The following is a 19,559-nucleotide window of genomic DNA, read 5'->3' as shown; positions in this document are numbered from 1 at the left end:
ATTCAAACTCGGAGGGGACATGAAATACACGGCATTCACCTTTTCTTTGCCCATTATCAGCCTTTTGGCTGCCTGTGCGCCGGTTACTCCGCCCATAAATCCTGCCACCCCTCCAGACCAACATACCAGCCAAAGTGCTTTAGACTGGCAGGGTAGTTATGCGGGCGACTTACCTTGTGCGGATTGCCCAGGAATCCGCAGCACCCTCGCCCTTAAAGCCAATGGGCAATATCTCTTCACCACCCAGTATGCTGACCGTAGCCAGAACATCACTGAGACTACCGGACGGTTTCACTGGCAGACGGACAAGGTGATTGAACTGCTGGGAGCCCATCAGCAAAAAATCGGGGCCTACCAAGTACTGGAAAATGCGCTGGCGCCGCTGACAGGTGCCGGTAAGGCGCTCTCCACTGGCGATGGCAAGCTCTGGCTGCTGCACAAGGTCAGCGATCATAGTGCTGCCCAGGATCTCTACGCCAGTTACGCGTGGCGACTCAGTAGCCTGGCAGGACAAACCATCGCAAAAGGTTCCGAGGCAAAAGCGCCTTACCTCAGTTTTATCCCGGCAGAACAACGTGTTGCCGGTTGGGATGGCTGCAACCGGGTTGCCGGCGGACTGGTACTGGGAGCCAATCAGCAACTGAAATTCCCTGCCCTCATCTCCACCCGCATGGCCTGCGTGGGAGTCAGCATTGACGGCCCTTTCTCCAAAGCACTGGAACAAACCCGCAGCTATGCCATGCAGGGCTCCACACTCCAGTTCAAAGATGCCGAAGGTAAGGTTCTGGCCACTTTTCAGGCGGTAGCCACCCCACCTAAAAAGTAGGCGCAAGCCCTCATCCTGAAGCAGCGGTGGTGTACTGCTACTGTAGCGAAATTGCCTGAAGAATAGTCGTGCGGAGTCGAGTGCCACTATCCAGTGTTCATATGCCAAAGACCTTGTAGGTTTCTGATCAGAGACAGTCCCGACAACCATTTCGTAAATGACCAAGATGTAAAAAAGCTCAACGACCTATGCAAGCAAAACATCAGGACCTGAAGGGATATGACGCTTGCGCCAGTGACTGCATTATTACATCATTGACTTCATAGAAAGCAAATGGGGAATCTTGAATTATGGCAATTCTGACGGTAAGGAATGTGTCGGATGAGGTGCATCGCGCTCTGCGCGTGCGGGCGGCTCAGCACGGCCGCAGCATGGAAGCGGAGGTGCGGGAGATTCTGGCGGCGGCGGTCAAACCGGAGAAACGGGTGCGCGTAGGGGACGCCCTGACCGCCATCGGCCGCAAGATCGGTCTGAGCAATGAAGATTTCGCTGTCTTCGAGAATGCGCGCAACAAGACGCCGGCCGAACCGCTGCGCTTCGACTGAATGATCGTCCTTGATACCAACGTCGTCTCCGAGGCGATGAAGCCCGAGCCGGACCAGACCGTGAGAGCGTGGCTGAATGACCAGGCGGCCGAAACCTTGTATCTTTCGAGCGTCTCGCTGGCGGAGTTATTGTTCGGTGTACGGGCGCTGCCCGCAGGCAAGCGCAAGAACATGCTCGACCACGCTCTGAGCGAACTGCTGGAACTGTTCCAGAATCGGATGCTGCCCTTCGATACGGATGCGGCGCGCCATTACGCCGACCTGGCCGTAACAGCCCGCGACTGTGGGCGCGGCTTCCCGACGCCAGACGGCTACATCGCCGCCGTTGCCGCATCGCGCGGCTTCATCGTGGCATCACGCGACACAGCACCCTTTGATGCGGCCGGCGTGACGGTCATCAACCCCTGGAAGGGCGCATGACGCGCTTTCGCTCATGAACGCCGTTGAAATCGAAAAAGCCCTCGCCGACCTTACGCAGCAACCGTTTGACGCCGCGAGTTTTCCGTATGCCTTCTTCAAAGCCTTCGGCAACAAGGCCAAGATCATTCAGCGACTTACGCAGTGGCGCGACCAATAAGTCCGGCCTTGGCGGCGTCCTTCAGTCCACCAACAGCCACAAGACAAAACTCCTCTGTCCAGAACTGTATAAAATCCGAACCCGAGGAGCAGAGGATTGTCATCCGCAATTTATTAACTGCTTGTTTTATATGGTGGGCCCGCACGGACTCGAACCGTGGACCAAGGGATTATGAGTCCGCGTCATGATTTTATAGTTCTTTAATTTTCATTAAGTTGCGCCGCTTGCCAAAGTCTGCAACCAACGTGAAACGACCACAATAACAGCCTTCCCTATTTGAGCCATGGTACAAATCTGTCACAGCTATTGCCCCTACCCTCGTTATTATTCCCCGCTTCTTTCAACGGCTGCGCTGCAAGTCAGCTTCCAACACCATCCGCACATAGCGGGCGTAAGGAATGCCCTTGGCCTTGGCCTTAGCGCGTACCGCGTCCATCAGGGCGGCAGGCAGACGCACATTCAGGGCGGCTTCTTTCCTCGCCACCTCAAAGTGCATCGGCGTGAACTGCTTGAAGTCAAGGCCGGAAAGGTCTTGCTCCAAGAACGCTTCGGCTTCAGCATCGGTCTTGAATTCAGGGACTCGTTTCATAGTTGCTCACCTCCTTTGCGTGCATGTAGCGGGCGCTGACTGGGCGGATGAAGTCGCCCCGAAAAGCAAACGCTACGAACATTGCCCGGCCATCGACCCAGCCTGCCGCAATGTGACGGCTCTCTGACGGCGTGGTGTGTTTCAGGTCTGGCGCCACACGCGCCTGACCGTCGAGAAACAGCCGTTCGATGTCGTCACGGGAAACCCCATGCTTCCCGCATTTAGGCCAGTTTCCACTATCCCAATCGAACCCAGCTATTTTCATGGTCTTATTGTAGATCAAAAACTACACAAATGCGATACATTAACGATGCGGCGCCGATACGCTGTCGTGCTCAATTTTCTTCACCTGGATCTGCTTTTGGTGGTGTATAGTCATCGCGAAGCTTGTACGAGCTTGGCCTGATAGTCCCAATACACTTGCCAATACGCAGGGGTAGATCGCCCAGATTATCCAGTCGCAGTGGTTACCCGTTGTGGTGATTCCTGCTCTGACCCAACCTTAACTACTGTTTTAAGGATGGCGGCGTCTACTACTGGCTTTATTTCGTAGCCCATGGCCCGATAGCCGCGCTGGCGTTTGTCCCACATTCTGGCCAGTTGCGGCTGATTGATTTCAGCATAATCATAAATACGGACATCCTGTTTGTCCGCGTGTGTTCGGTGTAGGCGCCCAGCATATTGTTGCAGAGTCCCCTTCCAGGAAATCGGCATAGCCAGCACCAGGGTATCCAATGGCGGATGATCGAAGCCCTCCCCAATTAAGCGGCCCGTGGCTAGCAAAACCCTCGGCAAGGAATCACCCAAGGCATTCAGTTCAGCAAGCACAGCCGCGCGGATTTTCTTCGATAAACGGCCGTGCAGAACAAAGCAGTTTTCGACCTCATTCCCTAGCGCCTCACGTAACCATTGCAGATGATCCGCTCGCTCGGTAAGTACCAATACCTTTCTCTTTTCCCGATAGGCGGCTAATACATCCTCAACAATATGCTGATTACGCACTGAATCGTTGGTGAGGGTGCGAAAAACCTCCTGTATCGGCGATTCTGGTGGAATTGCCGATGCAGATAATACTTTCGACCAGACCTCCAGTCGCTTCGGGGCGGTTTCTGATCTCGCAGCACTATGGCGGATCGGTCCACATTGCATGAAGACAATCGGTTGATGTCCATCGCGCCGTATGGGTGTAGCTGTTAGTCCTAACACAAATTTCGCCTTAGACCGCTTCAGGACAGCCTCGAAGGAAAAGGCCGATAAATGATGACATTCGTCGACGATAATCTGACTGTAATGATCGAGCAATTCGCCCAAATCTTCCCGCTTGGTCAAAGATTGCATTATGGCAATATCGATCTTGCCGGAAGGGCGATTCCTGCCCCCACCGATTACACCAAAATCGTCCTTGAGAATGTCCAGAAATTCGGTCAACCGCTCCTGCCATTGGCGCAGCAGTTCGGCACGATGTACCAAAATTAAGGTAGTTACTTTGCGGCGACTGATCATGGCGGCGGCGGCAACTGTCTTCCCAAAAGCGGTAGGCGCACATAGCACGCCGAATTCATGTTTGAGCATCTCTCGTACCGCTATTTTTTGATCTTTGCGCAAAGTACCCGTAAATTTGGCCATCACCTTCCGCCCTGGCAGACGCGCGTCTTGAATATCCGGGAGGATGTCATGTTCCTTGAGCAGTTCAATCACCACATCCAAACAGCCGCGCGGTAAACCGATATGGCGTGGATGGTTTTCGGCGCAACCAATAATACGTGGCTTATTCCACACGGGCATCCGCATAGCCTGGGCCTTATAAAATTCAGGATTCTGGAAGGCGGCAAGACGGATCAAGCGGTTGGCCAGTGAATGTGGCAAATCCGCTTTAGCAATATAAATCTGATTGGCAAGCACTAATCGCAGCGATTGCGGTAGAACCTCTGCAATTCGAGCAGGTGTAGAGGATTTCCGCTGCCATGGATCCATTTCATTATCGGTAACAAAGGCTACATCCAACGGATGGCGACCATCACTAGCGCGCAATATTGCACCATTCAAATCTTGGTGTGACATTGGACGAATGGATGCCAGAAAACCCCACTGATCCGGGAATGGGCGCAGAGATTCATCAACGAACACGCTACGACCTTGTTCCCTTGGCCATTTCTGCAGAGGAAGGGCAATCAAATTGCCAAATCCACCCTGAGGCATGGTGTCCTGATTAGGAAACAACCGATCATAGCTGGTCAGGGACAGTTGCCGCGTACGATCACATGTGTGGCTGATCAATGCAACACCCAGCATCCGGGCTTCGCGGGCTGGGACGGCTTCAGAAAAAAAGATCCAGACGTGGGCGCCATTGCCAGAACGTGAAATTTCCAATGCCGCCGGTATGGCGAGTTCCCTGCAGGATTCCATGAAAGATTTGGCATCCTCCGACCAGTCCGCTTCATCAAAATCTGCTGCAAGAAAATAACAACTGTCGTCATCAAGAAGCGGATAGGTTCCTACAGTCTGTTTCCCCGACAAATGGTCATAGATAACCTGATCAGACAATGGCAATAGCTGCCGTTGCTTACATTCACCACATTTGATTCGTGGCTTATGGCAAATCCCAGGTTTCCACTCATTACCACAAGCCGGTGCGTAACCGGAATGACCTTTGTTGGATTCCCAGCGTTGCGGATAAGTGTCCTCCCGCCCATGGAATAAGCGACGAAACAGGGTTATTTTGTCTTTGGCAGAAAAGGTGCTGGAAGCGGATTTCGATACTAAAGGAATGGATACAGATTGAATGGATTCATCCCAAGCAATCCCATGGCGGGTTAACACTTCCGCAAGCCGTGCATTCTCTTCACGCAGTCGACGTAGCTCCTCCTGTATATCCAAATTCAGTGCATCACCTTTCAGCAAATCCATATTCTGCCATCAGATCATTCAAATCGTCATCCACGCTCCACCCCCATTTGGAACTTTCATCAAAAACACGTTCAAGTCGTTCTAAAAAATGGTCCCGCTGGCCTGTTTCCAACATGACTATGGCCTTCAGAGACTGCTCAATCATCCGTACCAGAGCACTGAAGTAGTTTTCGTCCTCCATCCCACAATAATCCAGCAACTTCAGACAGGATTCACAATAAAAGACCGTTAGATCTGCCACTCCCTCTGGCCTGCCGACTGCTTTTTTGTAATCAGCAATTGCCTTCTTCGCCTTGGCAATGGAATAATTTTGATTGCGGGTTACATCCGGACAAACCCAACGTTCAATAGTCGCTTTATAGGGTTGCAGCACATCATCGCCCAAATTGAAACGTGCATGCATGAAAACCTGATTCTCTTTACTCGCGGCATAGAGATCCTGAATCAAGGTCAGCAAAGCCGAACGGTCAAACTCGGTGAGCTGGCGCTTGATGTCTGTCCAGGTTGGCTTTTTCTTGGTCAATTTAATATCTCCTGCTGCTCAGCATATCCCTCTCGATAGCGAGCCATGAATGGTGCGAATCCGATTGATACGCCGTAGACGCAAGTCTTATCCCAATTGAAGCACGGACAGTCGACCAAGACTCTCACCAATCGCGGCAATTCGGCTCAGAATCTCAGAGGTAATAGAATAGGGAGGCTGATATTTCATGTCACACTTTTCTGCTGTGATGAGCTGACCGCAGCCCGGCCACATCCAGGACCACTTATTTCACTTCTACCGCCAGTTTGCGGTGTTACCTGGATCTGTGTACTGATCCGCTCCTTCAAGGTGAGCACGTGCGAAATGACGCCGATCAGTTTGCCGTCCTGTTGCAGGCCCGCCAAGGTTTCCAGGGCGGTGTCGAGGGCTTCCTCGTCCAGGGTGCCGAAGCCTTCATCCAGGAACAGCGAATCCACCCGGACATTTTTGCTGGCCATATGGGACAACCCCAGTGCCAGAGACAGGCTGACGATAAAGCTCTCACCGCCGGAAAGGTTCTTCGTGGACCGAATCTCCCCGGCCTGGTAGTTGTCGACCACGTTGAGCTCCAGAGGCTGAACATCGTCCCGTGCCAGCAAGTAGCGGTCCGTCATTTTCTGCAGTTGCCGGTTGGCGTGACCAATCATCATTTCGAAGGTCAGTCCCTGAGCAAAATTGCGGTACTTCTTTCCGTCTGCAGAGCCGATCAATTCATGCAGGTTTTCCCACCTGCGGCACTCTTTTTTCTGGGCCTCGATAGCTGCCTGCTTTTCCTTGATCCGCTCTTTTGCAACTATATTCTCTCTGAGCTTGATTTTGAGTCCAGCAATGGTTTCCCGCAGATCTTTAAGCGCTTCCTCCTGTTCCTTGAATTGGGGCTCAAGCTCTTCCAGCAACTTTTCTGTAACTTTTCTCTCCATCTCTGTAGCCAAGCGCGTTTCCCGATCTTTCTGGCGGGCAAATAAATTTGTTTGCCGCGCATCAATAGCCTTGGCAGTGGCCGTCAACGCTGCCCGAGTTTCAGGAGGCAAAATAGCCTCCAAAAACTGTTCTTCACTTGCGAACCGCACAGGCGTGAGTGCTGTGGAGAATTCGGTTTCCAGCCTTCTCAGTTCCGGCGCTCGTTGGTCGATGCGTTTCTTCAGAGATTCGACCTGGGCCTTCGCCGTATTCCATTTTTGTTGGAGCGCATTGTGCCGTTCTCTGACCTGCTTTTCGGTCCCTTCGGCATCAGAAATCGCCTTGTTTAAACGGCGCTCCTCAGCGTCGGGATTCTTGTCGCCGTACAGTGCATTGCGCTCATCCCTTCCGGCGGCGAGTTCCTTTTTCAAGATGCTCAGGCGCTCCAGTTTTTCATTCAGGATGGTGCTTTGAGTTTCGATAACCGCATCCAGCCGCTTCACCTCGCTATCGATATCGGCAATCTGTTTATCAATATCCGCCTTTTTCTTGATCCTGGCCTGCCACGCCTTCAGCCGTGATCTGAGTGATTCGATCAGTGAGGCAATATCCGTTTCAGGGATGTCAGCAATGCCAAGCGGCTGAAGTTTGATAGAGACGGCCTGCCTGCGTTCAGCAAAATCAGCCCGAAGTTTCACCAGGCCCTCCCTGATCTCAGCCAGAGCTTTTTCGGCAGCCTTTTTGTCATTGGCCGCTGCTGATTCCAGCTTTTCAGCCTCCGTCAGGTTTTTGCTGGCCAGGCTTTCAGCATCGATGAGTTTCTTGATGGCGGTTTCATGACCCTCGGCTTTGTTAATCAGCCTGGTCAGGGCGTCGACCTTCTGTTCAGTTTCATCGGGGACCGGGACATTCCCTTCCGCGAAGGGATGATCAGTGGCACCACAAAGTGGACAGGGCTTGCCGTCTTCCAGTTTTGCCCGGTGATCTTCGAGCTCCGCAATTTTGGCCAGGAAGGCCATTTCACGCAGCAGAGTTTCCTTTTCGGTGCGATATTCCCGCAACAAGCGGCCTTCCAGTAATTGGCGCAAAGCATCCTTGCCCTGCTGAAGCTGCTTTGAGACATCCTCCAGGTCTTGCTTCCGAGTGCCAGATTGCTTCTTACAGTCGTCGAGTGACTTTGTCGCCAGATCCAGAGCTGTTGTGGCGGTTTCTTGAGCGGCCAGCTTTTGAATGATTTCATTTTGTTTGGAGAGCAGGCCGCTCAACTGTTCTTCAACACCAGCCAGACCGCCAATCAGCCATTCATCCTGTGCATGCTCCTTGAGGTAGCAGCCTATAATCTCCAGCGACTCATGAGCCTTGGATCGTTTTTCCTGTTCTTCAAGCCTGGTTTTATTGTCTGCGGCAATCTTGGCCGCATCTTTCTTACAGTCCTCATCACCTTCCGAGACAGCTTTTTTCTGATCGGCAAGTTTTTGATCTAGGGAGCGAACCTTCTGCAATGTAGGCGTGGCCACTTTCAGATCTTCTTTTGCCTGAGCGGTTTGTTGCTCAGCCGATTTCAGTAATTCGGCCTGTTCCTTGGCGGAAGATTCCAGTCCAGGAAGAGCCTCTTCCTCCGCTTTCAAGCCTGCTCTGTCAACCTCCTGTTGCTTACGGGTGGCAGTGAGCGTTGCGTATGCGCCGGAAAGTTCGGCGGCACTCAACGCCCGGCCCAACTTTTCACGATCTGGTTTGAACGCCTCAATATCGCCCTGCAGTTTACTCGTTTCATCCGCCAGGCTGCTGATTTCCTTCTTCAGCCCGTCGATGGTGGTGAGCCATGCAATGGCTTTCCCTGTATCAGCGGATTTGGCGGCAAGGTCTGCCTCTTCCTTCTGCTTTGTCTCGAGTGCCTGCTCAATCTCTTGTTCCTGCTCCGGCTCAATAATCACGATGCCAGCCGTTTCGGCCTGGAGCAGGTTCAGTGTTTCCCGCTCCTGCTGCTTTCGCTCATGGACACGGATGGATATCTGGCTGTAGATCTCCGTGCCTGTTATCTGCTCCAGGATCGGAGCCCGATCATCCGGTGCCGCCTGAAGGAACGCGGCGAAGCCGCCCTGGGCCAGCAACATGGATCGGGTGAAACGATCAAAGTCCATGCCGGCAGCCAACTCAATCTGGTCGGCTACACCTCTGATCTTGGATTCGAATATCTCGCCGGAATCGGCATTGGCAATTTCGTGTTTCGGGGCCTGGAGTTCGCCATCCGGTTTTTTGCGTGCCCGGTGTTGACTCCAGTGGCAACGATAACGTCCAGACTGGGTTTCGAAGGTCACCTCGGCGAAGCATTCGCCGGTCTGGCGGGACATGATTTCATTTCCGCTTTTGGTGACCTTGTTAAGGCGCGGTGTCCGTCCGTAAAGAGCGAGGCAAATAGCATCGAGGATAGTGGTCTTACCCGCACCGGTGGGGCCGGTGATGGCGAAAATTCCGTCAGATGCGAAGGCCGGGTGCATCAGGTCGATTTGCCATTCACCGACCAGTGAGTTCAGATTCCTGAAGCGTATCTGTAGTATTCTCATCAATAGCCTCCCTATTCCGCCTGGACATCGTCTTCGTAGAGAGACAAAACTATTTCCTGGTAAGTCCGAAGCAGCTCCAGCCGCTGCTCTTCGGGCACATCATGAACGGCGAGGCAGCGTTCGAACACGTCGTTCACGTTCAGATCGTCGAGTGTTTCCTCTTCATGGATTTGTCCAAGCACGCGGTCGATAATGCGGTTGTTCTTTATGCGGAGAATTTCCATTTGGGTGCCGGAAATCGCAGCCTCCAGCCGTTCACGCAGGTCGCCAATAACCTCAGCGCCGTCGTAGATGACTTCGAGCCAGCCTTGATAGTTCGTTGCCGACAATTCATGGATGCGGCTTGAGATGCCGTCCCAGTCACCCTTGACGCGCTCGAGTTTCTGAAATACTGGCACGTCAATCAGTTGCACGGATGCCGTTGTGCTATGCCCCTCAATCTGACCAAAGGCAACCTGGCAAACACTCTTCTGTTGTTTTGCCTCTCCAAACCCCATGGGTAATGGAGAGCCACTGTACCGTATGATTTCGGACCCGTTCACTTTCTGCGGGACGTGGAGGTGCCCAAGCGCCAGATAATCAAAGCTCGCAGGAAAAATCCCCGCCGTCACATGAGCCAGGGAACCGACATAAAGTTCGCGCACGCCATCACCGTCGATGGTTTGCCCCCCAGCGGTAAACAGATGCCCCGTGCCGATGATAGGGACATCGGCCCCGAGTTCTTTGCGCTTTTGTTCAGCCAAGGCGGCAACGGCGGCGTAATGGTTGTGGATGCCTTCTATCAGTTTCCGCTCCTTATCCTCGACGCTCTCCCCCACCTCCGCCACGCGGAGATCCCTGTCGCGGAGATAGGGCACGGCGCAGACAATCAATTCCGGAGCATCCTGCTCATTACGGAGCACCAGCACTTCGTCTTCCGGGAATTCCGTGCTATGACCGACCACGTGGACATCCAGGGCTTTGAGCAGATCCTTGGGAGCATTGAGAAAGGACGGTGAATCATGATTGCCCGCGACGACAACAACATGCCGACAGCGTGAGGCGGCTACCCGGCATAAAAAACGGTAATAGAGCTCTTGAGCGCGATTGCTCGGAGCGCTAGTGTCAAAGACATCACCTGCCACCAGCAGTGCATCAATTTCATTCTGCTGAATCGTCTCTGCCAGCCAGGTCAGAAAAGCCTCGAACTCCTCGTAGCGTTTTCTGCCATAAAGAGTGCGCCCAATGTGCCAGTCGGATGTATGGAGGATTTTCATTGAGTCTTGAGTAGCCGATCGCATTCAAACACGACGTATTCGGGAATGGTGTCAAATTTTGCAGGGTCAAGTTGGCTGATGAATTCGTTTTCAATATGGTAAGTTTCGTTAATAAACTTCTGAATCACAGAATTATGCACATCCAGCCCAAGCAACCTAAAAATCTGAAGCTTTTCATATCCATTTTTAGCCGCATTGTATAGTGACATCAAAGCATTTGGGTCAACGACACGACTCAATAGCAGTGAGTATGAAAAGCCCGTTAAATTATTTAATATTTCGGCACATCCATTGTCAAACTTATCTTGCTCCATTTCCGGATGATTGCCTTCAGCATCTTTTTGCTCACGGGTATCAACGCCACGCGCTTTACCGTTTCCTTTGTGAAAAAGGTTTGACAGCACCTGATAGGCATCACTCTTATTATCAGCGATCTCAAAGTGGCGCCTCAAGTAGATCAATTTGACGATATCGTCTTTTTCTGATGAGAGGGAGTTTTTACAAATTTGGGAAAAAGTCTGTATATCATCCTTGCCAATGACACATTCACTGATTTGGCCGTCGGTTAGCTTGAGAAACGATGCCGAAGTCTGATTGCTGAACTTTTGTGCAAGAGACTTAACGGTATCGATGATTGGCTCGACATCATGGGTAAGCATCAGCACAGTTTTGTTCTTAAAACATGAGTCGGCTTCCCGGCGGAAGAGCATTTGTAGGATGGCGTACTTTTTGTTTTTATCGAACGAGGAAATAGGATCGTCCAGAATGATCAGGTCCGGCTTCTTGGAGAGGCATTCATACATGAAAAGGACGATAGCAAATGCGTTTCTTTCCCCAAAACTGAGGTGCTGATTGCCACCGCTGAGGTACTCTTCGTGATCGATATGACAAAGTTTCAACTGAGCCAATTCTCCATCCCCGGCAATCTCAACCGCATAGCGGTATCCGGCATAGGAGAGAAATTCATTGATATCATTCTGATGACGCTCAATAGTTTTCTTCATTTCGCTTCGCTGCTGATTAATCTTCCCTTGCAGCTGACCCGCTTGTTTGATGACCTCGTCGATGGAATCGTTTATAGGGGCGATGGCTTCCAGCATCTTATTTGAGTTAAGTTCCGAGAAAAACTGCAAATCCAGCTTGTATGCGGATAGTTTTTCACCAACCTTTTCCCCGTCTTTGAACTGAAATGCGGAAAGCGTTTTGAGCTTTTCCACCTTTTCGGTGAAATTGTCTATTTGCTTTTTTACTGTGGTGAGAGCGTCCTCATGTTCTTTTTTTAGTCCTTCCTTCAATGTCGTAATGGTTGTGAGCCTTTCTCTTGTTTCATCAGAAAAGTACTCGCCCAGCTTTTTAATTACGTCAATGATGGCGATCAGGTTCTTGATAGTGTTCTTGTCGTATTCCTCGCCAACCTTTTTGATCTGGTCCTTTTTGTCAGCCGCAGGTGATGTGCAGAATGGACAATTCTCCGACAGGTCAGTAAAGTCACAACCTTTGGTTTGCCATTCAATCCAACTCACACTGTTTTGGCTCTGAATAAACGGGGTATAGGATTCCAATCCGGCAGGAACATGCTCGATTTTGTTACCGACTGACAGTCCCTTCATGCCGGTGGACTTTTTGTCCAAGCCCGTCTTACTCAATTTGAAGGCGTTTCCCATTTCCTTGAGTGTGTTGATCAACGCTTCCAGTTCCTGATTCCCGGAAAACAGTTGCTTGATATTACTTACCAATCCCTCTATTTCATGCTCTCTCTGCTTGTAGGCATCAGTTCTAATGAAGATATCAAAGCTGTTGCTGATTAATTCGTTCGGCTTGAAAACAAACTGACTGACATACTCTTCGTTGAAGCACATGATATTATTCAGTACTTCTATCCCCATTACCTTCGGCTGCTTTTTATCCGGGTTTTCTTTTCGGAGTTTGAACGGCATGAGTTCGTTCAGCAGGTCTTGATCCCCTTTCGCGCCGAGCAGTAACGCCCGTGCAATTGTACTTTTCCCTGTACCATTTGGCGCGAATTTAATGTTCAGCTTGTTCTCGGTCAGAGTAATTATTGTGGAATCAATGTTATTACAGTTTTGTATTTCAATGTTCATTTGACATTCCTTCAGTTGCAATAAATGTCACCTCGAATGCCTTGCACGGGCGGTATTGCTGCAGGCGATTGGCGAAGGTAAATGCATCGTTCATGTCGTAGTGCTGGAAGATGTCGAGACCACGATCCAGGGATATTTTCCAACCGTGATTGGTCACGATGTGGCGAGCGTGAATAGTGCCGGTATCGTCGAACTCCCATGTGAAGTTCACGCCCACACTGTCTGCGGACTCCTTCATCCTCTCCAAGTTATCCTTCTGCTGTTCACCTTTGAACTCGTCTTCCGTCGTTATCAGATGTACGGACACTTCCTCATCCGGGGCCTTGTGCTTGACCACTGTCTCCAAAAATTCCATGAAGTTACGCATCTGGTAAAATAGGCGGATGTAAGGATCGGTGACGGTGATCGCAGTCGCGTCCCTGAGATAAGGGCCGAGCAGCGTATCGAAGGAAAGACCCTTCTGGTTCTCCTGAAAGGTAAGGTGTTTTTCCTTGAGGACGGGCTCGGCCGGAGCCAGAGGTTCGGACGGAACTTGGGGCGAGTCCGGTGCAGCTTCCAAGATTTCCCCGGCTTCACCCTCCGCGATGGATTTGTGGTAGTAGCCGGGGTATTCCTCTTCTTCGAGCGTAGTGACAGGCTTGGCTTGACCATCCGCGCCCAGATAGGCAAAGCGGACGTTGCCGTAGGTGGAGTCCATGCGCATCAGTTGGTCTTTAACACGCTTTCGGCCCTCAATGGCGAACCGTAGCAATTCCTCAATCTCTTCCTTAGAGGCTCCACCTTGCGGAAAAATAATCTTCATCAGGCCGGAGAAGGTCTTGTTGATGCCATCGCGGTCTCGCGTAGAAATATCGGAAGAGAGGGTGAAGTGCTCCTTGTAGCGGTCCGAGTAATCGTGATTGCGTAGCGAGCGAAGGATCTCGGCCAGGTAGTCCACCACGAATCCATAACCACTGGAGAACATCTCGCCCCGGATGATGTCGACCTCCCAGCCAGGGATGTAGAAATGGATGCGGTCCAAAAATGCGGAGTCATAGAATTTATTGGGCAGCTCGAAAAACAGATCAGAGTTCTTCAGCATGTAGGGTACGGTGTGCTGAGTGTTGCCCACGAACACCATAGAGGCCTCCGCGCCCAGCGTCTCGACGCCTCGCGAGAAGGACTTATTGGCCATGTAGTTTTTCATAATATCGACGAGGGCCTTGTCCACGCGTTTTTGCTTTCCGGCAAACTCGTCGAAGGCCACGCAATCCCAGTAACCGACCAGGCCGATCTTTCCGGAAGCGTTATTCACGAACAGCTTGGGAACCGTCACTTCGCCGCCAGAAATCAGGATGCCGTGTGGCGAGAATTCTGAGTAGATATGCGATTTACCGGTCCCCTTGGGACCCAGCTCGATCAGGTTGTAGTTGCGCTCGCAAAACGGAATCAGGCGGACCAGTTGGGTCAGTTTGCTGCGCTTGCCGAACATCTCCGGGTTGAAGCCGATGCTTTGCACCAAGAGGTCGATCCATTCGTCGGTGGTGAATTGTTTACGGGCCTCAACATAGCCGTCAAAATCAAAATGGGATAGCTGGATTGGCTTGAGGGTCGACAATATCCAGGGGCTCGCGCTTTTGTCTTCGCTGAACTCATATTCCAGATCAGCAATACACCACACCCCGCCAACTAGGAGCTTGGGGTGCTTTTTCACTGTACCGGAATCAACCAGAACGTCTTTGAGTCCTAAATTCGAAAACTGCGCTTCATAGACATCCTTCTTGTCGTTCAGGTCAACGCTGATTTTATCGATAACCTTGTAGCGCCCTTTCTCTTTGATGTTCGAGCGCACCAGCCCGGCTTCATTACGATGTACGTAATGCTTGGCAAGAATTTCTTTGACCGTCTCAATACCGGTCTGAATGGTCGGCTCATCGCTGGTGGCGCAATACTGACCTAGCAGGTATTCCAGCACATAAGAAGGAACGATAGCGTTGCCCTTGACCGCCTTGACGAGATCCTTGCGGACAACGAGGCCTGGGAAGTGTGTGTTAATTTTCTGGTCAAGTTCATTCATCGGACACCCGCCCTTTAAAAGTCGAAGTCGCTGGTAAATGAGCGTCGCACCAGGTAGCGGAGCGACTTATATTCCTTGTAATGTGAAGTTCCGGCGTGTTTTTCCTCCAGCCGTAAAATGACCTCTTGGCCATTGGCCTCGTCGGCCTTGCGGGTTAGGACGAAGCGCACTTGCAGCTCCCGCTCCCGGGGATTGTCCGAGCCCAGATCAAAGGTCAGCTCAAAGCTGTCTGATATCAGGTCGCCCGACTCGGTGTAGATGCCAGCCCGCAGCACACGCGGCTGGATCTTGTCTGTTACCGGTCCAGCCTGGTACAGGATCACCGCCAGTTGCCCGGAGGTAATCACCGAGCTGGCTCCACGCAGGATGTCCACCTCAACGGCGGTGACATCGCTCTGACGCTTCTTGTTGATCTTGAGCACCGGAATCACCACCTCCTGCAACGTCGCGCCGCCATGCACAAAGCGGCTGCCGGAGCCTTTCAAACGCAGGCGATTAATCGATTTGGGAATCTGCACCTCCACATCACCGGACAGGCCAAGTTGCTCTGAGGTGAACTTACGCAAACTTTGTGCGTTTTTTAACCCTTTGCCCAACACAAAGCGTCGATCTCGATACAGGATTGCATCACCTTCAACATCAAGACTTGAATAGTCACTCTCTTCCAAGGCGCGGTTCTGGTAAATGAAACCGTGGTCAGCCGTAACCAGAATATTACTTGCGTTGGCAGCCGTCAGTTTTTTGACCAGTTTGACGATTTCATCCAGGGTGAGTTGGGCAGCCTCGAAGGCTTGACCTTCTGAGTGCATCTTGTCGCCCGTATGGTCAATTCGGTTGTGATAAATGTACAGCACATCATTGGCTTTTAGCAGTTCGCGACATCCATCCCGATCGAGCTGCATGAAATCTTCAGCCTGAATAGCCTCACCTTTACCATTCAATGCCGCCTGGAGAACTTTTGTGCGATTCGCTGTTCCCTGAGAGCTTTGTCCATCCACCAGCACGGTGCCGCTTTCGTTGTCGGCAATCGCCAGTGTCTTGTTGGGCAATAGCGCCGCCATGCCAAGCTGGGTGTAGCTGGGCAGCATCGAAAGTGCTGGTTCCAGTTCGGCGCTGTAACGATCTTCCTGACGAATCAGACTCAGCAACTCATCGCCGATTTCGTAGCGCATAGCGTCGGAAATGATCACACAGACCTTGTTATCCTTGCGCAGGAATGGTCGAACCCAGTGCTCGAAAAATTCATTCTGCTTACGCACTGGTAAGGCTTCCCACTTTGATGCTGCATCCACAAAGGCTTGGAAGCGGTCTCCTAGCTTCAATAGGTAGTTGTTGGAGTAAAGATTCTCGACCTGCTCAGTCAGGCCACCCATAAGAGACGCCTGTCCCGACATGCGCACATGGTAAGTGAATTTGCGGTAGAGCTGATCAAGTAGATACCAGAAGCGGCTGTAGCGCTGCACGCCTTCGGTCAGACTGTTCATTTCGAGCTTGGCCTCACCCAGTGCGTGAGTGAACTGGGCAGCGTAATCGACTGCCTCGTATAAGTCGCGATATTCACGATACCAGTGGCTCTGCCGCCGCTGGCGCACCCAGATCGCCACGTCACCGATGGAGACCGTGCGGTCTGCCACCGCCCGTACCAGGTCGCTGATGATCTTCTGGTCAATCAGGCGAAAGTAATCCAACTCAATCAACTCGCGAAAATCGCGTTTCGCCAGATCCTGCTCAATGCCGAGGATCCCTGAGTACTGTCCCGAGAGAGTCTCGAAACCGTCTTCAAACTGACGACTGTCTTTCCAACGCTTGAGAAACACCAGGGCGTCGCCGGTCAGCTTCACCGGACCGTCGGTACCCATGGCGTAGCAGGACTTGAACAGCTCGATGGCAAAATCGCTAATACCCGGCTCGTCAGACTTGTAGCCATAGCTGCGAGTCATCTGCTCCCAGAGAAAACCATCCAGGCTGCATCGGCCGATCAGATTGATCTTCTCGTCCCGACCCTCGGCCAGCTCTTGCAGCAGATTTTCCACCACCGCATCCATGCGTGGCTCGCTGCCAGTGCATATCCCCAGCATTTTCAGACGAATCAAAACTGCGGAATCGTCCGTGTTCAGCAGCTTCTTGAGGGCGTCCTTACGCTTGCTGGTCTGAAAGAACCCCGCATGAGCCTGCACCACCTCCGTGAACTCCGGGCCAAGCTCCAGTTCGGACAGCCAGATGGCCACCTGATCGGTACGGAACTCACCGTGGGCTAGTTGCACGTCCAGCAGCCAGTTATCCAGATCATCGGGTTGAGGGCCTTCACGGTAGAGCAGAAACTTCTGCTCCGGTTGTTCGCGCAGGATCCTGTATTTGATGCCGTACTCATTGTTGGCAAGCTTAAGTTTTTCAACCCCGGGTAGCGCAAGCGCCTCGAAATCGTCGCGCAATTCCTGCTTGGCGTCATACCAGAAGACGATCCGGTGCCGGTCGAAAAGTTTGGTCAAGGCAGCTTCAATTCTGTTCATGACCGGCATCCTCCTGCAATTGCCACAAATCCTGTTCTATCTCTTCCACGGTTGGCAACGCGCCTTTCAGGTTATCGGGCAAAGTCTCCAGCAAGGTGTATTCGCTTACTCCCATGGGTTTGTTCATATCGCGCAGTGCAAATTCCACCTCGATATTGTTTTTGTCTCGGCACAGCAGCAGGCCAATGGTGGGCTGGTCATCATCGCGCTTGAGCAGGCTATCCACGGCGGACAAATAGAAATTGAGCTTACCGGCATACTCGGGAATGAATTTGCGGTTTTTGAGTTCCACCACCACATAGCACTTCAAGGTGACATGGTAGAAAAGCAGGTCGATGTAATAGTCGTTCCCGGCGATCTCCAGATGATATTGGCGACCAATAAAGGCGAACCCCTTGCCCAGCTCCAGCAAAAATTGGGTGATGTGCCGGGTAAGCTGCTGTTCCACATCCCGTTCGTTATACGGGGCGGTCATACTCATGAAGTCGAAGGTATAGGGGTCTTTCAGGGTCTGTTGAGCCAAGTCCGACTGGGGCGCGGGCAAGGTGCTGGCAAAGTTCGTTACTGCCTTGCCCGTCCGGTCATACAACTTGGATTTGAGTTGCAAGGCCAAAACGTCGCGGCTCCAGCCCTGCTCGATGGTCTGGGCAATGTAGAAAACCGCTTCAGCCACACTGGCGCACTTGGTGAAGATCAGAATGTTGTGCCCCCAAGGAATTTGGTCAACAGCCTGTTGACCAAATGGCATTAAGGCGATGTCTACGGGTAAGTCGTTATCCCCGCCGCCCGATGAGTAGAACTGAAAAAAACGCTGACAGTATTTCAGGTTGGACGCCGACAGCCCCCTGATCTCGGGAAATTCCCGTTGTAAATCCTTTGATAGCTGTGGGATGACCTTGTCGCCCCATTGGCTTTGCACCTGCTTGGCGGTAATCATGCCCCCCAAGTCCCAATAAAATCGAATCAACTCGCGGTTCGCCGCCAGCGCCATGCCCAGACGGGCAGAACTGATGCGGTTCTTGATCTGTTTCAACCATGCCTGATAGTCAGCACCAACGAATAAGGAAGAAATGGTCATCCTGACTTAATCCTCCACCACATCCAGTCCTGCAATCTTCTTCAAGGCCGCGCCGAATTTGGGGTAGTTGACCTTGACGCCGTCATCCAGATCAATCTCCACCTGCTCGGTGGCCAGAGGGTACAGCACCTCGCGCTCGTATTCCTCCAACTCGGCGATCATCTTGGTGATTTTCTCGATTTCCTTCAACGCCTTGGTTTTCTCGCCTTGGCTTGCACTTGCGCTGATGCTGACTGCTTCCAGATGGTGTTTGTGCGCAGTGAGCTTGGTGCGGAACTCGCGCAGGTAGTCGTTGAGCACCACGCTGACCGTATCCGGACGGTAGCGGTGTATGTAGATCAGCGCGTTGAAGCTGCCTTTGGGGCTGGAGAACAGCCAGTAGATCGGGCGCTTTTTGTAGCGTTTGACATGGTCACTGTAGAACTCGCCGAGGAAGTAATCTCGGATGCTGTAGTTGCGCTTGCCTTTGATGTTCAGCGACAGCTCGACGAATCTGAGGTTTTCCTCGTAATGTTCCTCGCCAAAGGCCACACGCAGAAACTTGCGGAAGCGCTCGGCGATGTCGTCAGGAAACCAACCGCCATCGAGCATGGGAATGACGTTGTCGTCATCAGCAGGAAAGCTCGGCTCCGGAACCTGCTTTAGGTAGTCCTCGATGGTCTCGCCCTGATTGGCCAGGATCAGCCCTGGCTTGTCCAGCGCGTAGCGGCCGAACATGCAGCCCACAGCATAGGAGACCAGCTCACGCATAGTGTCGGCCAGCAGCAGCGCCTCCAGCTCGTCCTCGCTCTTGTCGTTGCCGTAGCGGTAGTGTGGGTTGCAGGTCAGGGTGATTTCATTGAGCGGCACCTTGGGTGTCAGCTCATCTTGCATGCCGTAGGCCTCGATGAAGATGCGGTTGTTCTCTTCCTCTAACCTCTGCATCTCCTGTGTCATCTCTCGCCAGTGGGCGCGGAGCTTCTGGTAAGTGGCCTTCAGGGTTGGCTGGCGGTAGTCGGGATTCAGTAGTGGGAGGATATTGAAGTCCCAGGAGGTTTCGTAGGTATTCCAATCGTCCTTGTGGGTTTGTATAAGCCGCTTACAATTATCATCATTAAAAAAAGCGCGTTGATTTGTAGGGTTCCTC

At 52.1% G+C, this 19,559-nt stretch carries 14 protein-coding genes and 1 pseudogene; 4 read left to right on the top strand and 11 right to left on the bottom strand.

Annotation, left to right across the window (positions count from 1 at the left end; all coding sequences use genetic code 11):
• Nucleotides 1–19 precede the first annotated feature (19 nt).
• From B1757_RS09375 to B1757_RS09360, 4 genes are all read left to right on the top strand, one after another.
• Nucleotides 20–826, top strand: a complete 807-nt coding sequence (locus B1757_RS09375) for a copper resistance protein NlpE N-terminal domain-containing protein (protein WP_101538063.1) — start codon at nt 20–22, stop codon at nt 824–826.
• A gap of 290 nt (nt 827–1,116) precedes the next feature.
• Nucleotides 1,117–1,371 (top strand): FitA-like ribbon-helix-helix domain-containing protein, encoded by a 255-nt coding sequence (locus B1757_RS09370; RefSeq protein WP_101538062.1) that lies wholly within the window; start codon nt 1,117–1,119, stop codon nt 1,369–1,371.
• A complete protein-coding gene (locus B1757_RS09365) occupies nt 1,372–1,791 on the top strand; it encodes a type II toxin-antitoxin system VapC family toxin (RefSeq protein ID WP_101538061.1) in 420 nt (139 codons plus the stop codon). It abuts the gene before it with no gap.
• Between the two features lie 13 nt (nt 1,792–1,804).
• Nucleotides 1,805–1,948: a hypothetical protein gene (locus B1757_RS09360; RefSeq protein ID WP_253253793.1), complete on the top strand. Its 144-nt coding sequence runs from the start codon at nt 1,805–1,807 to the stop codon at nt 1,946–1,948.
• 340 nt (nt 1,949–2,288) lie between these two features.
• On the opposite strand, the gene B1757_RS09355 is transcribed toward B1757_RS09360, so the two are convergent.
• The 11 genes and pseudogenes from B1757_RS09355 to B1757_RS09305 all read right to left on the bottom strand — a co-directional run.
• Nucleotides 2,289–2,537 (bottom strand): CopG family antitoxin, encoded by a 249-nt coding sequence (locus tag B1757_RS09355; RefSeq protein ID WP_101538060.1) that lies wholly within the window; start codon nt 2,535–2,537, stop codon nt 2,289–2,291.
• Nucleotides 2,521–2,802 carry a BrnT family toxin gene (locus tag B1757_RS09350; RefSeq protein WP_101538059.1) on the bottom strand — a complete coding sequence of 94 codons (282 nt, stop codon included), beginning with the start codon at nt 2,800–2,802 and terminating at the stop codon, nt 2,521–2,523. Before B1757_RS09350 ends, B1757_RS09355 begins: the two co-directional genes overlap by 17 nt.
• Nucleotides 2,803–2,987: 185 nt before the next feature.
• Nucleotides 2,988–5,444: a TOTE conflict system archaeo-eukaryotic primase domain-containing protein gene (locus B1757_RS09345; RefSeq protein WP_101538058.1), complete on the bottom strand. Its 2,457-nt coding sequence runs from the start codon at nt 5,442–5,444 to the stop codon at nt 2,988–2,990.
• A complete protein-coding gene (locus B1757_RS15790; RefSeq protein ID WP_226860441.1) occupies nt 5,425–5,967 on the bottom strand; it encodes a hypothetical protein in 543 nt (180 codons plus the stop codon). The genes B1757_RS09345 and B1757_RS15790 overlap by 20 nt, the downstream gene beginning before the upstream one ends.
• 185 nt (nt 5,968–6,152) lie before the next feature.
• Nucleotides 6,153–9,431, bottom strand: a complete 3,279-nt coding sequence (locus tag B1757_RS09335; protein ID WP_101538056.1) for an AAA family ATPase — start codon at nt 9,429–9,431, stop codon at nt 6,153–6,155.
• Between the two features lie 11 nt (nt 9,432–9,442).
• Entirely contained in the window at nt 9,443–10,687 is a 1,245-nt protein-coding gene (locus tag B1757_RS09330; protein WP_101538055.1) for an exonuclease SbcCD subunit D C-terminal domain-containing protein, read from the bottom strand.
• Entirely contained in the window at nt 10,684–12,789 is a 2,106-nt protein-coding gene (locus B1757_RS09325; protein ID WP_101538054.1) for an AAA family ATPase, read from the bottom strand. The genes B1757_RS09330 and B1757_RS09325 overlap by 4 nt, the downstream gene beginning before the upstream one ends.
• The gene (brxL, locus tag B1757_RS09320; RefSeq protein ID WP_101538053.1) at nt 12,779–14,845 is read right to left on the bottom strand and encodes a BREX system Lon protease-like protein BrxL; all 2,067 of its coding nucleotides are present in this window, start codon (nt 14,843–14,845) and stop codon (nt 12,779–12,781) included. Before brxL ends, B1757_RS09325 begins: the two co-directional genes overlap by 11 nt.
• Nucleotides 14,846–14,859: 14 nt before the next feature.
• Complete coding sequence (gene pglZ, locus B1757_RS09315) at nt 14,860–17,355, bottom strand: BREX-1 system phosphatase PglZ type A (RefSeq protein ID WP_172437662.1); 2,496 nt, start codon at nt 17,353–17,355, stop codon at nt 14,860–14,862.
• Nucleotides 17,342–18,433 carry a PDDEXK nuclease domain-containing protein gene (locus B1757_RS09310; RefSeq protein WP_101538051.1) on the bottom strand — a complete coding sequence of 364 codons (1,092 nt, stop codon included), beginning with the start codon at nt 18,431–18,433 and terminating at the stop codon, nt 17,342–17,344. The genes pglZ and B1757_RS09310 overlap by 14 nt, the downstream gene beginning before the upstream one ends.
• A gap of 6 nt (nt 18,434–18,439) precedes the next feature.
• A pseudogene (locus B1757_RS09305) lies at nt 18,440–19,559 on the bottom strand (BREX-1 system adenine-specific DNA-methyltransferase PglX); the annotation flags it as partial.

Source organism: Acidithiobacillus marinus (assembly GCF_002847505.1).
Lineage (GTDB): Bacteria > Pseudomonadota > Gammaproteobacteria > Acidithiobacillales > Acidithiobacillaceae > Acidithiobacillus > Acidithiobacillus marinus.
Note: the sequence above shows the minus strand (reverse complement) of the source record. Positions and strands in the feature narration are given on the sequence as shown.

Bases quoted from the DNA above. Each gene is read 5' to 3' on its own strand.
- B1757_RS09365 (WP_101538061.1), top strand. From the start codon at position 1,372: ATGATCGTCCTTGATACCAACGTCGTCTCCGAGGCGATGAAGCCCGAG.
- B1757_RS09360 (WP_253253793.1), top strand. From the start codon at position 1,805: ATGAACGCCGTTGAAATCGAAAAAGCCCTCGCCGACCTTACGCAGCAA.
- B1757_RS09335 (WP_101538056.1), bottom strand. From the start codon at position 9,431: ATGAGAATACTACAGATACGCTTCAGGAATCTGAACTCACTGGTCGGT.
- B1757_RS09355 (WP_101538060.1), bottom strand. From the start codon at position 2,537: ATGAAACGAGTCCCTGAATTCAAGACCGATGCTGAAGCCGAAGCGTTC.
- brxL (WP_101538053.1), bottom strand. From the start codon at position 14,845: ATGAATGAACTTGACCAGAAAATTAACACACACTTCCCAGGCCTCGTT.
- B1757_RS09310 (WP_101538051.1), bottom strand. From the start codon at position 18,433: ATGACCATTTCTTCCTTATTCGTTGGTGCTGACTATCAGGCATGGTTG.
- B1757_RS09370 (WP_101538062.1), top strand. From the start codon at position 1,117: ATGGCAATTCTGACGGTAAGGAATGTGTCGGATGAGGTGCATCGCGCT.
- B1757_RS09350 (WP_101538059.1), bottom strand. From the start codon at position 2,802: ATGAAAATAGCTGGGTTCGATTGGGATAGTGGAAACTGGCCTAAATGC.
- B1757_RS09375 (WP_101538063.1), top strand. From the start codon at position 20: ATGAAATACACGGCATTCACCTTTTCTTTGCCCATTATCAGCCTTTTG.
- B1757_RS09325 (WP_101538054.1), bottom strand. From the start codon at position 12,789: ATGAACATTGAAATACAAAACTGTAATAACATTGATTCCACAATAATT.
- B1757_RS09345 (WP_101538058.1), bottom strand. From the start codon at position 5,444: ATGGATTTGCTGAAAGGTGATGCACTGAATTTGGATATACAGGAGGAG.
- pglZ (WP_172437662.1), bottom strand. From the start codon at position 17,355: ATGAACAGAATTGAAGCTGCCTTGACCAAACTTTTCGACCGGCACCGG.
- B1757_RS09330 (WP_101538055.1), bottom strand. From the start codon at position 10,687: ATGAAAATCCTCCATACATCCGACTGGCACATTGGGCGCACTCTTTAT.